The following is a 15,987-nucleotide window of genomic DNA, read 5'->3' as shown; positions in this document are numbered from 1 at the left end:
AATTAAGGTTTTCTTATCTGTGATATTCGATTTTCGTATTGGTTTCTAACTAAATATCGAATCGACTATGAATATCTTACATTCCCATTGCCGGGGTCCCTGCCATTATCGGCGCGCATATCCATTAGCGGTGTCTTCCAACCGGCTGAAAGATAATACCTCTTTTGGTTATTATAACAAGGCAAAAGCTGTCGTACCCGCACCGGGATAGGCAGACAGGGTTTAAATTATTAAATAAAAATGTCAGGATCGGTATGTCTCCAAAGCCATAGGGCAATGGACATGACCTATTTTTTAGAAATATTAACTATGCAAGAAATCAAAAAAAAGAAGCTTTTTACAGCCAGTTGTCTCGCACTACTGGTAACCGCCCTCTCTTTTGGGATCAGGGCCGGAATGATGGGCCAGCTGGCCGCTGAATTTAAATTTAATGCCTCACAACTTGGCAGCATTACCGCAACAGCTTTTTGGGGCTTTCCTCTTGCAATCATCATCGGTGGCTTTATCGTTGATCTGATCGGGATGAAAAAACTGTTGGTTACCGCATTTGTTTTTCATTTGGTTGGAATTGGCCTTACCGTTTTCGCGGTGGGATACTGGTCGCTCTTTTTTTCGACTTTGCTGATCGGCATTGCCAACGGAACAGTTGAGGCGTCATGCAATCCACTTGTCGCTTCCCTTTACACAGAAAATAAAACAACAAAGCTAAACCACTTTCACCTTTGGTTTCCCGGGGGTATAGTAATCGGTACCTTACTGGTTGCTGCCTTTCAGTATTTGGGATTAAACTGGCAGTTTCAGGTTGGTATAATGGTGTTGCCAACATTGCTGTACGGTTATCTGTTTTTAAAGCTGGATTTTCCTAAAACCGAGCGGGTAAGTTCGGGTTTTAGTACCCGCGATATGTACCGGGCAGTAGTTTCCCCACTTTTTATTTTTATGTTTATCTGCATGTTCGGTACTGCAATAACCGAGCTGTTTACAGGTCAGTGGATAGGGATGCTACTAAAAAATATTACAGAAAACCCGATTTTACTGCTTACACTAACTACTGGCATCATGGTTATTGGAAGGGCATTTGCAGGCCCCATAGTGAAGCGTTTTTCCCCACAGGGAGTGCTTTTAATTTCATCTGTTATTGCAGCAACAGGTCTTTACATGTTGAGTACCTTCACCGGGAATTCATTGTTTTTGGCGGCAGTTGTATTTGGCCTCGGGGTTTGTTATTTCTGGCCTACAATGATCGGTTTTGTAGCGGAAAATATCCCCCGTTCCGGAGCCCTGGGCCTGAACTTAATCGGAGGGGCAGGGATGTTTGCTGTATCTGTCTATACAATTTTTATGGGTGGCTTTTATGATAGGCTGATATTGAACCATCTGCCTTCGGGTACAGATCTTGAGGCTTACATCAATGCTCCTCAAGGCTCGGAGGGCTGGCGACAGCTCGCAGAAGCTAAAAATCTGGCGGGTCCAGAAATTTTACAGGCAACACTGATCATTCCCTTGCTTTTAATATTAGCTTTCAGTGGTCTGTTCCTCTCCATTAGGTCAAGAAAGATCAGGGAACTGCAGCAGTCGAAGATTCCTGCATAATATTTGGCAGGTAAGAATGCTGATGTTACAGTAGCCGGTTCAAAACCTGTACCGGCTACTGTAATGCTTCTAAATTGTTAAGATCCTAATTGACCTGAATCATTGCCTGTTGGGTTTTTCCACAGAATAGCTTCCGGTATTGTGAAACCAATTGGCTGCCTGACCTGTAAGCCACAGATAGTAATCCGATTGCAGGTTATTTTCGATACCGGTAAACTTTCCTGCCCCGTTTTGGGGAACTTCATTTTCTCTCAGCGATTTAAATATCGCGGTGCCTTCATCGATTTCATCAAACATGGCTACATATAAGGATTTCGCCCCCGATATCTTTGCTCCGGCAACCTGTTTCCAAAAGAAATTTCCTTGTTCGCGCGGTATCGAATTATAGACTGAGGGGTCTTTTTTAAGGTTTCCCCAGGTAAAGCCCGGGAACACCAGGGGAACATAAGTGATGTTGTTACTGGCACACCATTGGATATCACCCGCCAGAACCGTTCCTGCCGTCTGGTTGTAATTCTCTGAACCATATCTTCCCACTGCCCAGGGCATGATGATATCGGCCTGTTTGATCAGGGTATGCAGAAGCGTAGCATTTTCTGTATCGTTGTTGAGGGTTCTCCAGTAATAAGGTACACCCAACATGATCGATACTTTTTTTTCGGGTCCCTTTAACCTGGATACTGTTTGCTGAACATCTGCTATGGTATATTTCCGGTTGTCGTTGAATCCTGTTCCCCAGATCGTTAAAAGCGGTTTTTTATTGTGTCTGATATAAGTTGGGTTAGCGAGGTTATCAAAAAGCTTAAATTCGGTCTGAATTTCGGCCCAGTCCTTCTCCAGTGCTGCCATATCCTGTGAGGTACAACCACTAAGATCGTACATCACACCTATAGCCCTACTGTACTTTTTGGCTGCCTTAAGTGCGTTTGCCAGTACCTTGTTAAAATGCCTCTTGCCCGCGGGATTGGAATCTTTTATTTCTACAACAAAACGCTGCATAAATACACCGTCAATTCCATAATCCCTCATCCATTTAAAATGAAGATCTACACTTTCTTCGTCGTAAGGACTGTATAGATAGGCTGCATTCCCATTAGCAAAGGTGAAGGGGCTAATATATTTTTTACTGTATTCAGTCATATCCGGCCAGAAATCTACTGCTGCGCATCCCGGCTGGAAGCCGCAATCGTTGCGGTAGTGGTACCAGCCACGGTTTGAATCATCACCTTCGGCGGCAAACCATCCCTGATAACCTGCCATTACGAGGTTATTATAAGAGGTATACAAACAGCCGGTCTCATCATAAACCATCTCTTTTACCTGATGTGGGGGAGCGGGATCTTCACCGCCATCATCAGCAACGGTATCATTCTTTGAGCAGGAAAATCCTATCAATGCCCAAATAACCAGAAGGGTACCTATTTTTTTCGTTTTCATAATTTTAGTTTTTAGGATACCGGCCTGTTTAACCGGCCGGTATCCAGATATGTTATATAGAAATGCGTACAGCAGGAGCATAGTTTAATTTAGCTTCAGCTGCATCGATCAGTGCGCCGATCCGGAAATAATACTGGTTTCCTGGCTTGAGTACCGAGCTGTTCGACGGAAGATCGATCTCCAGCGTATAAACCTGGTTTGCATCCGTCACAGCATTCAGTTCCCGTTCTGCGGCAGCCTGTCTCATGGGCTCACCAACGCGGGAATCCACATGGGCATACAGACCGATTTTTTTTACTTTGCTGATTATATTCTGCTGAATTTTAAAAGTTGCAATTACCTTATTTCCGGTCTTTACAATATTGGCCTCCCTGATGCGGATGTAAGGCACAACCTTAAAATCAAGGGTTGAGCCCGGGCCTATCTTAAACTCCTGTGGTTCGACATTGATAAAGTTGCCTCTTACAGGCTGTATGGTGTAGGTATTTGCAAAAAGCATGCTGTTTTCATAGGTGCCATCGGTTTTAACGACGAGAAACTGCGATGATACCGGGTCATAACCGTGTTCTTTAAGTTCAATCTGGGTACCGCGTATAATATCCTGCTGAACCAGTTCATCGGTTTGTGTGTCAATAAATCTTCCGGATAAACCTGCCGCAGGTTTCTCCAGGTTGTCAAGTTTACAAGCGGAAAGCGCAAGCATCCCCGATAAAAAATAGATATAGGTCTTTTTCATGATTTTCTAATACTGTGGGTTCTGAATTAAACCATTTGTGCCAATCCCAGGGATATACCTGTAGTATGTTTTAGGTTCAAATGTTCTCGGGTTTGTATTGGGAACTACAACCCGCACAAAAATGTACTTTGTTGCAGGAAGCGCGCGAAGGTCCTGGAGTGGTAGGAGGGTATGCATACTTCTGTTATTAAACTCGGTATGGAATTCTCTTCTTCTGATCAGGTCCCAAAAGCGTTTGTTTTCAAAAGACAGTTCAACGCGTCTTTCCCGCTGTACATTTTCTACTGTCAGGGGCTCGTTGGTGGTGTGTGCGGCACGTTTCCGGATATCGTTGAGCACCTTTGCTGCAAGCACCGCATCGCCACTACCACTTTCAACTACCGCTTCCGCATAATTCAGCAGCACCTCTGCATATCTGAACTCCATAAAATCGGTGGTGCTCTGATTCCATCCTGATACTACAGGTTTCTGTTGGTTCAGGAACTTTTTAAATGAAAAACCTGTTCTTGTATTGTTTCCCCCATAGGTATCAAAGCCTGAATATTGTGTAACACTGGCAGCACCATAAGTATAGAAGGTATTGTTTCCGATAGTAATCTGATCTTTTACCCTGATTACTGCCTCCCCGTTAGGTTTAACATAACCGGCCTGGATAATGATCTGATTGTTTTTCCATAATGTGCCCGGTAAAACTGCTGTTCCCCATAGTCTGGCATCCTTGTTTGCAAAAATTGCATTCGGACTGTCATACCTGATATAGTCTTTAGTAGCACTATATCCATTGTAATCTCCAACAACCCCGTCGGATGTGGTTACTACTGGTGAACTTTTTCCTGGCGAATCATAATTCTCATATGTATCAACCAAATCTAATGTTGGATTCATTCTTCCCGGGTGTGGCCATCCGTTTGCCAATTGGGCAGGTTGGTACCAAATATCGTAATTGTGGCCAAGGCTGGTACCGGGAAGGGCATACCCTTTTACAAATATTGCTTCTTCTGGTGCCGAATTGGGATTCTCGAACATTAGTCTGTAGTTTTCTGCCGCCTCGGCAGGGTTCGCGGGATTTGGCCTGTAAAGACTGTACTGACCTGAGGTCATTATTGCCTGGGATGCCTTAATACATGCGTCATAATATCCTGCTGCCGTGGCAGCATCAAGACCAACAAGTTTTTTGGTAACTGCTTCACCGGTCAATGGTGCCCTGCTACCGAATTTCGCCAATGATGCTGCATGCAGTGCTGCACGCGATTTCAGCGCATAAGCCGTAAACTTGTTTGCCCTTCTTCCTTTTTCGGTACCCAGGTTTTCGATCGCGATATCACATTCCTGTAAAACAAAATCCCAGGTTTCTTTCTCTGTACTGCGCGGCACTTTCAATGATTCTGGCGAGCCATAAGGCTGCGATCCTTTGATCAACGGAACACCTCCATAACGTTTGGCAAGAGAAAAATAAGCATACGCCCTTATGAATGCGCTTTCGCCAATCAGTGCTTTCTTTTCTGCTTCATTAATAGCCAGCGTTGGAATCACATCGATCATCAGGTTTACTTCCCTGATTAATTTATATCCTTGTTCCCACCATTTAAAGTCATCGTTTCCGATAAAATCACCAAATTCGGTATGCATGGCCTCATCAGTAACCATAGCCGGTGCAAAACCTCCGTTGTTTGGGTCTCCGCCATTGAAATTTACGCCCTGTCTGAAGAAGGTAAAGTCTTCAATCGGCAGTTGGTAGTATAAGTTGGCCATATACACCTTTACACCCTCGGGATCGCTGAACAGCTGTTCAGGCTGCAATTTGTCTGTAGGCTTAAGATCAAGCACCTTCTTACAGGATATAAGCAGAAAAGGCAGCAGGGCAATAAGTATGAGTATTTTTTGATTTTTCATGATCGTATCTTTTAAAAATTAAGATTTACACCGAAGTTGTAAGTTTTTGATAGGGGGTAATTTAACCCTGCACTAAACAATCCTTCTGCTCTTTCCGGATCAAATGCTTTAACAAAAGGATCTGTTATCGTGAGCAGGTTGAAAGCACTGGCGTAAATCCTGAGTTTTTTTATTCCGGCTTTTGCAAAAAACAATGGACGGAAGGTATAGCCCAATTCCACACTTTTCAATCGCACATATGATGCATCTCTTCTCCATACCGAGCTTTCGGTGTAAATTCTTCCCACATCACCATTAAATCTTGATGCAGGGTATTTTCCCGGAATCCATGCGCTGTTGATATCATAAGGATCAGAAAGCCTCCAGCGGTCGAAAAAGTACGCCGGTGTATTGCCCCTAAAGGCCAGTATTTCGCCATATACTTCGTTAAACCTTACAGTATACCTGCCCGACCCCTGTAGGAGCACATTAAAGTCGAATCCCTTAAAGGATCCATTCAGTGTTAAGCCGTAAAACAATTTAGGCGTTGATCCGTCAAACAGCGGAAGCATATCACGGTCATCGATTATCCCGTCGTTATTGATATCCTGGAATTTATAATCTCCCGGAAGTTCGCGGATATTGGCTTGATCACCATTTTGGAGCGCATGTTGTAAAATTTCCTCTTTATTCTGGAACTGGCCGGCATACGTGTAACCCCAACTGATGTCCCGGTATCTGTAAGCCCTCTGGTTGCGCCACTGGTCGTAGCTGTTTGTAAAGGGTGAGCCCTCTACATACAGATCCATCTGTCTGGAATAATTGAAATTCCCGGAAATGTTATATCTGAATTCCCCTATATTGCTGTTGTGGGTAAGTGAAAATTCTATACCACGTACCCGGTCACTGTTGAGGTTTTCAAATGGGATTGTAGCACCAAAAGTATTGGGCAGTGATACGTTTCTGGTGGCAGCGATTCCTTTGGTATCTCTCTGGTATACATCAAACTCGAAGATAAGTTTGTTTTTCCAAAGGCCCAGTTCCAGGCCGAAGTCGATAAACTCCGACTTAGTCCAGCTCAGGTTCTCGTTCACAATCGGAGGGGCTGCAATGCCGGTGGTAAGGATGTCATTCTGGAATTCATAGTTGCCACCTCCTGTGGTGCCGAAACCGGGTACATACTGAAAAGGGGCTACTGAGTTTGCTGCACCTGCCGTACCATAAGAGGCTTTAAGTTTTAAATTGCTGATCACAGGCAGGTTGTTCTTTATGAAATTCTCCTCGGATACCCTCCATGCCGCGCTCGCTCCGGGGAAAAATCCCCATTTGTTCTTGTAGGCATAATTCCCGTCCTGACGGAAAACGAAATCAATCAGGTATTTGCCCGCATAATCATAGTTGAACCTTCCTACGTATCCAAGATAGGCACTTTGGCCTTCAAGACCTCCAGCCTCCGGAGTTCTTAGCCCTGCATAGTTGAGCTGATCTGTGGTATAAAAATCATAATACCTTCTCGCCAGGGTATTCCGGCTCCATCCCTGTTGCTGTTCTACAACCAGTGTTCCCCCTACATTGTGTTTTTTTGCAAATAATCTGCTGTAGGTTACCTGGCCCTGTAGTGTGAGATTGTTGTTGTTATCGATAACGTTGGAGATATTCCCTGTACCTACACGCTGCGGCTGTTTTACATAGTTTCCATTGGCAAAAGTATAGAGGTTATAGGGTTTGGAAAGATCCTTGTTGGAATAACTGTTCATATCATACGATGCCGCTGCGCGGATCTTTAACCCCTCAATGCCAGGCACTGTGTAGTTCAATGCCACGGTTGACTGGACATTCCTGTTAACGTTTTCGCTATATCCGGTGATATCCCGGTCTGCCAGTACAACCGGGTTTTGGTTTGATGGCGTAACAATCGAAGGGTAAGCTGTATTTCCGTTAACATAAGGACGTTCGGTTGGTAGGGTCACACGGGTACCCTTAAAAATGTTAAAAAAATTTTCTCCGGGGGTAAATCTGTTGTCATATCTGCCGGCAATAAACACTTCAGCCTTTAGGTTTTTTGTCAATTGTGTGGTGAGGTTGGATCTCATGTTGTATTTGTAATAACCCATGTCGCCGGTTTTGAGCAGGCCGCCTTCGCGCTGATAACCCAGACTTACAAAGTATTGTGTCTTGTCTCCTCCACCAGCTGCCGACACGTTGTGCTGTTGCTGTATGGCTGATTTTTTCATTACCTCACTATACCAATCGGTACTTTCATAGCCGGGCGCCCCGGTTATATATTTATTAAGTTCTTCTCTTGAAATGAAAGGCGAGCCCGTGCCTAAAAAAGCCGCATCATTGCGCATCTGGATCCATTCTGCAGCATTTGCCATCCTTGGAACATCTGTTGGACTTGAAAAGCCGACAAAGCTATTATAGTTGAATGCAGCATCACCTTTGGTACCTTTTTTTGTGGTTACCAGGACGACGCCATTGGAAGCGCGGAGGCCATAAATGGCTGCAGAGCCGTCTTTAAGGAAGGAGATGCTTTCTATGTCGTCAGGATTGATCCGCTGGAATTCACCGGCGCCTTCCCTGGCTACCCCATCAATAACATAGAGTGGGCTTCCTCCGTAACCACGGATATTTATTGAATTGTCAAATGTTCCCGGCTCTCCTCCATTCTGTCTGATCTGAAGACCGGCGACCTTACCTTGGATTTTCTGAGCCAGACTGACGGCAGTAGTCGTCTGGATATCCCTGGCTGTGATATTACCAACTGATCCCGTAAGCGTTTCTTTTTTTTGTGATCCATAACCGATCACAACAACCTCGTCAAGTTCAGATTGGCTGGCAGAAAGAACAACATCTATAAGTGTTCTGCCCCCTATTTTTTCGGTATGGGTGGTCATTCCCACGAAACTGTAGCTAAGTTCGGTGCTGTTAGCGGGAACTGTAATCTGATATGTTCCCTGGGCATCTGTGCTTACAGAGATTTTACCTGCCGGCGAGTTTGAGGTAACAACAACGCCGGGCAGAATTTTCCGGTCGGAAGCATCAGTTACTTTTCCGCGTATAATAATGGTCTGCTGGGCAAGCAGTCCGAGTGGGAAAAGAAAAAATAGCAATAATAAGTATTTGGATTTTTTCATACTGTTTCTCAATGAGTGATTTATATTTGGTTTTTTACCTTTTCATGGTAGGCGTGCAGGTACTGCTACTGCGCTTAAGGTGGATGAGTGCTATGGAACATGTAATATCAGGTTAGGTAAATTCCACAGGCCGGCCGTCTGCTAAAAATGAGGCGTCCTGTTTTATCTATGCAATTAAAGGTTGTCCGACCTAACAAAACATTAACAAAACCTTAATAAAATAGCCCAATTTATTTAATCAGTTCTTCTTCAGCGTTGGAGTTACATTTCTCGCGGATGCTCGCCCGAAGGGCGCTTTTGAATGTTGCTTATCGACCTGTAGGTATAGATCTTTTTAACGCTAAACAGAATAATTATGTCGAAAACCGATCAGGATTGATCCTGGTTTTGTGCCGTTCAATTGCAACGTACGCTTTGCTCAGACTTTAAAAATCAGGGATATTATTATACCTGCCATTGGATTAATGTTTTATATGACACTTCAAGCTGCGCCAAATTAATGACGGTGGCAAATAAACCCTACTGGATATTTTTTCTAAAACAACAGGTTTTAATGTTTTTTTAATGATTTATTAATTGGGCTGAGATACTTTTGATCTCGATACTAACCAAATAGAATTGAACAACTCATCAGTTTAGGGTTGATATGGAAGTATTTTCTTTAACGGTAAATTCAATGATCACTAATATAACTGTTCCGATGGAAAGAAAAATATCGATTAAAGATATTGCCAGTCAGCTCAATATTTCTACAACTACCGTTTCATTTGTGATAAACGGGAAATCTGAAGAAAAGCATATCAGTAAAGATGTAGCTGCAAAGGTGAATAATCTGGTAGCCCAGCTCGGATTCCGTCCGAATTCTTTTGCCAAGGCGCTCAGGACCGGCAAATCATATACGATCGGGTTTCTTGTGGATAACATTTCTGATCCTTTCTTTTTTGGTATCGCTGGTTTCCTCGAGCAAGTGGCTGCCTCAAAAGGTTATAAGATACTTTTTAGCAGTATAGGAAATGAAAAAAATAAATTTTCTGAACTTTTAAATGTTTTTACCGAACGGCGTGTAGACGGCTATATTATTGCAGCACCGGAGGGTATTGAGCAGGAAATAAAAGCACTTATCACATCAGGTACACCTGTTGTACTTTTTGATCGTTACCTGCCGAATGTTTCAGCAGATTATGTTCTTGTTGATAATTTTGCCAGCACTTTCGGGGCAACTAAACATCTCATCGACAATGGTTATCGGCGCTGCGCCTTTATAACCGTAAAAACGGATCAGCAGCAAATGGTCGACCGGCTAAGTGGTTACCGTCAGGCTATTTTAGAAGATGGAGGGAATGAATCCGTATTAAAAATCAACTACAGTATACCTGGGGGTACAGTAGCTGAAATTCAGAACTTTATAGATTCAGAAAATCCCGAAGCGATCATATTTGGAGCGAACTACATTACAATGGAAGGTATACGCTCCTTAAAGACCTTTCCCGGAAAGATTAGAGATGATATCGCACTGGTATCCTTTGATGATTTTGAACTATTAGAGTATATATCGCCACCCGTGACCGCTATCGAACAGCCGTTGAAGAAAATTGCACAAAACATCATGACATTACTTTTGTCAAAACTATCTGGCAAAAATGATCACGATGCATTCTTTACTATGAATGTACCGTGCAAACTAAACCAGAGGAGCTCGAGTGTTCCCAGATTTAAAACAGTTAAACCATAGGGGATTGGCAATGGTAGTTTTGGGTTTGATGAAATGGAATATGACTGGAAATAGCTGGTCTTGTTGAGAAAGAGGTTAAGCTGTTAACCTTTTTTTAAGCATTTATTAATCCGTGTATAATAGGTTTGAGAAAAGTTGCTAACCAAAAAGTTTTCCGCATACCAGATCAGGTGTCAGCATTTAAACGTAAAATGGATCTCTCGGTTGGTACAACAATTATAATTGATCTATGAGGATTTTCGAACTTTCAATTTTACTCTTAGTGGGCCATTGTTGGGCAATTGCACATATTACCGACGTGGCAAAGCACCCGCTTTTACTCTTTTGTTGTAAAACGGTAGATTGTCACCAGAGTACGATAGCCATTGGAATTGCGGTAATCCAAAAACTGATAACTCCTGATGCCTGTAAAGCTACGGTAGAAGACTGGCAACCTGTAAACGGTACCGTGATCATTGGGATAGAAAAGTCCTTGATATTGTCATTGAAAAAAGCACTTAGTATAGCGGACGACTTTCATCAGAATTTTCAGGGTGGGACCAAACGGCTATTCGATAAAAAATAATACAAATGAGCGAAATGAAAAGAAACAAAAAAAATCTAATCTGTATGCTGTTGCTATTGAGTGTGGTATACAATTGTAAAATCACTCAAAATGCTGTTAAGCGTGATCCTGATGGAAAAATTATTGTAAATACAAGTCCATCGCCGGCATACCTGGATCCTAAAGAAAGCATGAAAACCATTCATCTCCAAAAGGGCTACCATCTTGAACTTGTAGCCAGTGAGCCAATGATCCATGAGCCTGTAGCAATTGTTTGGGACGGAAACGGAAGGATGTTTGTTGCAGAAATGAACACTTATATGCAGGATGTAGATGGGAAAGGTGAAATGAAGGCCGTATGTTCGGTGAAAAGGCTTGAAGATACTGATGGCGACGGTAAAATGGATAAATCTGTAATATTTATAGATAAACTCGTACTGCCCCGGATGATCCTGACCCTCGACGACCGTTTATTGGTGAATGAAACCAACTCCAATAATATCTACAGTTATCGCGATACCAATGGAGATGGGGTAGCGGATGAGAAAAAAATGGTTTTTAATAACGATGCCATAAACACGGGCAATCTTGAACACCAAAAAAGTGGTCTGATCTGGAACATAGACAATAAAATCTACGTTACAGTTGAGAATGCACGTTATAGTTATAGCGACGGGCAAATTAAACGCGAATTTTTAGCTGAAGGACCGGGGGGGCAGTGGGGGCTTACAGCTGATGATTATGGACGGTTATATTTTTCTGCGGCAGGATCTGAAACGCCTGCTTTGGGTTTTCAACAGAACCCGGTTTATGGAAGGCTTGATTTTAAGGACCAGTTTGACGATGACTTTCAGGCAGTCTGGCCGATCATTTCTACGCCGGATGTACAAGGTGGTGTAAGTCGCCTACGGCCCGACAGTACGCTCAACCATTTCACTGGCTGCACCGGTCAGTCCATATTTAGAGGTACAGCGCTGCCGCATGATGCTAGGGGCGACCTTTTTATCTGTGAACCGGTAGGGCGCCTGATCCGGAGGGCTAAAGTGAGCAATACTTCTGGAAAAATAACGCTTACCAATGCTTACCATCAGGAAGAATTTATCACTTCAACCGATATGAACTTCCGCCCCGTAAACAGCGTAACCGGCCCGGATGGTAGTCTTTACCTCGTTGATATGTACAGAGGCGTTATCCAGGAAGGAAACTGGACCCAGCCGGGAAGCTTTTTAAGGGATAAAATCGTTTCCCGTGGCCTGGATAAAAATATCGGCCGCGGCCGCATCTACAGGGTAGTTTATGATGGTCTGAAACCAGATAAAAAACGGCCGCAGATGTTGCAGCAAACCAGCAGTGAATTGGTTGCTTACCTTGAACACCCAAATGGCTGGTGGAGAGATAATGCACAGAAATTATTGGTAGTCAGGGCAGACAGATCTGTTGTTCCGGCATTAAAAACCATGGCGACCCATTCCCATAGTACCCTCGCACGTATTCATGCTTTATGGACGCTTAATGGCCTGAAATCTCTAGATGAAGTAACCCTGTGCCAGGGTCTTAAGGATCAGGATGCTGAGGTGAGGAAGACAGCTGTATGGATTTGTGATGATAGGCTCAGGGCAGGAAACACCAGTTTGCTCACCGCACTCGAGCCATTAAAAAGCGATCCGAGCAATGATGTGCGCTTTCAACTGGCATTGAGCCTTCGCTATGCAACCACACAAAAGGCAAAGGTGTTGTTAACAGAGGTACTGGCAATGAATACGGGAATTCCGGTACTAACAGAGTCGCAACGGAAATACCAATCCGAAATTGATGCCAGAGCAGCAACGGCGCGGAATGCGCAACAGCTGGCAGATGCCGAGCGTAAACTGGTCACAGAAGGTGCGTTGATTTTTAAACAACTTTGTGCAACCTGCCATGGGGCTGATGGCAAAGGTGTATCTATAGGCGGGAAGGAAATGCCTGCACCACCGCTGGCTTCGTCCAAAGATGTAACAGGCGATCCAAAAAGATTGATCAAAACATTGTTGCACGGGCTCACAGGCCCAATCAATACCAAGACCTATCCCGACGTGATGCCTGCATTGGGTTTCAATACTGATGATTACATTGCATCTGTACTAAGCTATATCCGAAATGATATTGGCAATAAAGCAAGTATAATCAAAGCTGCTGATGTAAAAAGGGTAAGAGATGAACATGCATCACGCACCAAACCATGGACGGTTGCTGAACTGGATTCATCAAAATGATCTTGAATAGGTGATATCAATGAAAATTGGCATCAAAACCACATTGAATCTGAACTGACAAAGATTACAGGGGAGTGGAATGAGAGTTACATGAACCACACTGCCAATTTATAAACTGAATACTTTAACTAAAAAAAATGTTATCTAAAAGAATTAACCTGGCCATTTTGACCGCCATTTTTTCTATCCTGGGTTCCTCTGCACAAACGGGGAATCCTGCTCCGATGCGGCTTTGGTATAACAGGCCGGCTAGTAACTGGAACGAGGCGCTACCGTTGGGTAATGGAAGGCTGGCTGCAATGGTTTATGGAAACCCTGATAATGAGGAAATACAATTGAACGAGGAGACCATATGGTCAGGTGGTCCGGGAAATAATGTATTGACCGATGTTTATGGAAATATTATTGAAATGCGTACACTTTTAGCTGATAAAAAGTATCAGGAGGCCCAGCAATTGGCTAACTATACTTTTGAACGCGCAGGTAATAATGGTTATCACCATGGCATGCAGTTTCAGCTCGCAGGCAGTTTATTTATTCATGCCAATGGCTCTGGGGCTGTTACAAATTACTACCGCGATCTCGATATCGAAAATGCAATTTCAACAGTGAAGTATAAGAAAGGAGATGTAACCTACACCCGCGAAACCTATATCTCACTCAAAGATCAGGTGCTGGTTATCAGGCTAACTGCGAGCCGCCCTAAAAGTATCAATGTTGATTTTGGTATGAAAAGTCCGATGCCTGGCTTTACGGTTGCGGCTGAAAATGACATGTTAAGACTTAATGGCGTCTCGGGGAATTTGGAAGGGAAGAAGGGAATGGTACATTATGTAGCGCTTGTTAAAGCGAGAACCGAGGGTGGAAAAGTCAGTACAGACAAAGACAGTTTGAGCATTAAGGGCGCAGATGCTGCCACAGTGTATGTTTCCATTGCTACCAATTTTAAGGATTATAAAACACTTGATGTTAACGAATATGAAAAAGCACTGAATTTTCTGAATCAGGCAATAAGGAAAGATTACAGCTTACTAAAAGGAGCTCATAGCAGGGCGTACAAAAAATACTTTGACCGGGTAAAACTCGATCTAGGTTCTTCTGATGCGGCTAAACTACCTACCGATGAAAGAATAAGACGGTTCAAATCAGGAGATGATTTGGCTCTGGTACCGCTTTATTTCCAATTTGGACGCTATCTGCTGATCTGTAGTTCACAGCCAGGCAACCAGCCCGCCACCCTTCAGGGCAAATGGAATGCTGAAATTGCACCACCCTGGGATAGCAAATACACCGTAAACATCAATACTGAGATGAATTACTGGCCTGCAGAGGTAACAAATCTCTCTGAAATGCACCTGCCTTTATTCAGTATGCTCAAAGATCTGGCTGTAACGGGTAAAATGAGTGCATCTAAAATGTACCGGGCCCGGGGATGGAATATGCATCACAATACCGACATCTGGCGCATTACAGGACCAACCGATGGCGGATATTATGGCATGTGGCCCATGGGTGGAGCTTGGCTCACACAACACGTGTGGCAGCATTATCTTTACACCGGAGACAAGAACTTTTTGAAGGATATGTATCCTGTACTTAAAGGGCTCGCAGTGTTTTATGCCGATGTTCTGCAGGTAGAGCCCGAGCACAAATGGCTGGTTATATCACCGTCTATGTCGCCGGAGAACGAGTACCAGAAAGATGTATCCCTTTCTGCGGGCACCACTATGGATAACCAACTCGTGTTTGATGTGTTCAGTAATGTGATCAAAGCGTCATCGGTGTTGAAGCTGGATGCTGTTTTTGCCGATAGTTTGAAATCCCTTAGGGCCAAACTTCCTCCGATGCAAATTGGAGGCTTCGGTCAGCTTCAGGAGTGGTTAGCCGATTGGGACAGACCGGGTGATCGACACCGCCATGTTTCGCACTTATATGGGCTTTATCCTTCCAATCAAATTTCTGCTTACAATAATCCGGAACTCTTTGATGCAGCCCGAACTGTATTAATCAATAGGGGTGATAAATCAACCGGATGGAGCATGGGATGGAAAGTGAATCTATGGGCGCGCCTTTTTGATGGCAATCATGCCTTCAAACTTATCACCGATCAGCTGAGTCCGGCCGCTTTGGCAGCAAGCGGACAGGATGGGGGAACTTATCCGAATCTGTTTGACGCCCATCCACCGTTCCAGATCGATGGAAATTTTGGCTGTACTTCAGGAATAGCTGAAATGCTGCTTCAATCTCACGACGGCTTTGTCAATATTTTGCCGGCACTGCCGGAGATTTGGAAACATGGTGAAGTAAAGGGGCTAAAGTCCCGTGGCGGCTTCAGTTTCGATATCAGCTGGAAAGATGGACAACTGAAAAAACTGGTTGTACATTCTGTGCTCGGAGGAAACTGCAGATTGCGTTTACCCAGTAAGATCAGGTTCCCTAACGGAAAAATACCAATGCATGCAAAAGGAGAAAACCCGAATATTTTTTTTGAGGTAGAGGCACAGAAAAGGCCACTAATTGCCGGAGAAGCGAAAATCAATTCACTGAAGCTTGGTAAATCATTTCTATATGACATTAAAACCCAGCCAGGGCAAACCTTAACCATGCATAATTAAAAAGGAAAAAGAACAGATATATCTGTGCGTTAATTTTTTTTTAAGATTTCGTTAAGACTTTGAAAATAT

General features: G+C 43.7%; 9 protein-coding genes. 5 read left to right on the top strand and 4 right to left on the bottom strand.

Annotated elements, in window-relative coordinates:
• Window positions 1-309: 309 nt before the first annotated feature.
• A complete protein-coding gene (locus AC04Q1_RS14585) occupies window positions 310-1,593 on the top strand; it encodes an MFS transporter (protein WP_478365323.1) in 1,284 nt (427 codons plus the stop codon).
• 99 nt (window positions 1,594-1,692) lie between these two features.
• On the opposite strand, the gene AC04Q1_RS14580 is transcribed toward AC04Q1_RS14585, so the two are convergent.
• The 4 genes from AC04Q1_RS14580 to AC04Q1_RS14565 are packed head-to-tail and all read right to left on the bottom strand — an operon-like array spanning window position 1,693 to window position 8,775.
• Window positions 1,693-3,030 carry a glycoside hydrolase family 99 protein gene (locus AC04Q1_RS14580; protein WP_478365322.1) on the bottom strand — a complete coding sequence of 446 codons (1,338 nt, stop codon included), beginning with the start codon at window positions 3,028-3,030 and terminating at the stop codon, window positions 1,693-1,695.
• A gap of 52 nt (window positions 3,031-3,082) precedes the next feature.
• A complete protein-coding gene (locus AC04Q1_RS14575; RefSeq protein ID WP_478365321.1) occupies window positions 3,083-3,766 on the bottom strand; it encodes a DUF3823 domain-containing protein in 684 nt (227 codons plus the stop codon).
• A gap of 6 nt (window positions 3,767-3,772) precedes the next feature.
• Window positions 3,773-5,659 carry a RagB/SusD family nutrient uptake outer membrane protein gene (locus AC04Q1_RS14570; protein ID WP_478365320.1) on the bottom strand — a complete coding sequence of 629 codons (1,887 nt, stop codon included), beginning with the start codon at window positions 5,657-5,659 and terminating at the stop codon, window positions 3,773-3,775.
• Window positions 5,660-5,670: 11 nt separating this feature from the next.
• Window positions 5,671-8,775 (bottom strand): SusC/RagA family TonB-linked outer membrane protein, encoded by a 3,105-nt coding sequence (locus AC04Q1_RS14565; protein WP_478365319.1) that lies wholly within the window; start codon window positions 8,773-8,775, stop codon window positions 5,671-5,673.
• A 700-nt stretch (window positions 8,776-9,475) separates the two neighbouring features.
• Here AC04Q1_RS14565 and AC04Q1_RS14560 point away from each other — a divergent pair.
• The 4 genes from AC04Q1_RS14560 to AC04Q1_RS14545 all read left to right on the top strand — a co-directional run bounded on the left by AC04Q1_RS14560 (window position 9,476) and on the right by AC04Q1_RS14545 (window position 15,918).
• Window positions 9,476-10,507, top strand: a complete 1,032-nt coding sequence (locus tag AC04Q1_RS14560) for a LacI family DNA-binding transcriptional regulator (RefSeq protein WP_478365318.1) — start codon at window positions 9,476-9,478, stop codon at window positions 10,505-10,507.
• A 229-nt stretch (window positions 10,508-10,736) separates the two neighbouring features.
• Window positions 10,737-11,072, top strand: a complete 336-nt coding sequence (locus tag AC04Q1_RS14555) for a hypothetical protein (protein WP_478365317.1) — start codon at window positions 10,737-10,739, stop codon at window positions 11,070-11,072.
• A 14-nt stretch (window positions 11,073-11,086) separates the two neighbouring features.
• The gene (locus tag AC04Q1_RS14550; protein ID WP_478365316.1) at window positions 11,087-13,303 is read left to right on the top strand and encodes a DUF7133 domain-containing protein; all 2,217 of its coding nucleotides are present in this window, start codon (window positions 11,087-11,089) and stop codon (window positions 13,301-13,303) included.
• A 137-nt stretch (window positions 13,304-13,440) separates the two neighbouring features.
• Window positions 13,441-15,918 carry a glycoside hydrolase family 95 protein gene (locus AC04Q1_RS14545; protein WP_478365315.1) on the top strand — a complete coding sequence of 826 codons (2,478 nt, stop codon included), beginning with the start codon at window positions 13,441-13,443 and terminating at the stop codon, window positions 15,916-15,918.
• Window positions 15,919-15,987 lie beyond the last annotated feature (69 nt).

The sequence above is a fragment of the Pedobacter humicola genome, from assembly GCF_056490705.1.
Note: the sequence above shows the minus strand (reverse complement) of the source record. Positions and strands in the feature narration are given on the sequence as shown.

What these genes read in the sequence shown, in the direction of transcription:
- AC04Q1_RS14585 (WP_478365323.1), top strand. Translation starts at nt 310, where the DNA reads ATGCAAGAAATCAAAAAAAAGAAGCTTTTTACAGCCAGTTGTCTCGCA.
- AC04Q1_RS14580 (WP_478365322.1), bottom strand. Translation starts at nt 3,030, where the DNA reads ATGAAAACGAAAAAAATAGGTACCCTTCTGGTTATTTGGGCATTGATA.
- AC04Q1_RS14575 (WP_478365321.1), bottom strand. Translation starts at nt 3,766, where the DNA reads ATGAAAAAGACCTATATCTATTTTTTATCGGGGATGCTTGCGCTTTCC.
- AC04Q1_RS14570 (WP_478365320.1), bottom strand. Translation starts at nt 5,659, where the DNA reads ATGAAAAATCAAAAAATACTCATACTTATTGCCCTGCTGCCTTTTCTG.
- AC04Q1_RS14565 (WP_478365319.1), bottom strand. Translation starts at nt 8,775, where the DNA reads ATGAAAAAATCCAAATACTTATTATTGCTATTTTTTCTTTTCCCACTC.
- AC04Q1_RS14560 (WP_478365318.1), top strand. Translation starts at nt 9,476, where the DNA reads ATGGAAAGAAAAATATCGATTAAAGATATTGCCAGTCAGCTCAATATT.
- AC04Q1_RS14555 (WP_478365317.1), top strand. Translation starts at nt 10,737, where the DNA reads ATGAGGATTTTCGAACTTTCAATTTTACTCTTAGTGGGCCATTGTTGG.
- AC04Q1_RS14550 (WP_478365316.1), top strand. Translation starts at nt 11,087, where the DNA reads ATGAAAAGAAACAAAAAAAATCTAATCTGTATGCTGTTGCTATTGAGT.
- AC04Q1_RS14545 (WP_478365315.1), top strand. Translation starts at nt 13,441, where the DNA reads ATGTTATCTAAAAGAATTAACCTGGCCATTTTGACCGCCATTTTTTCT.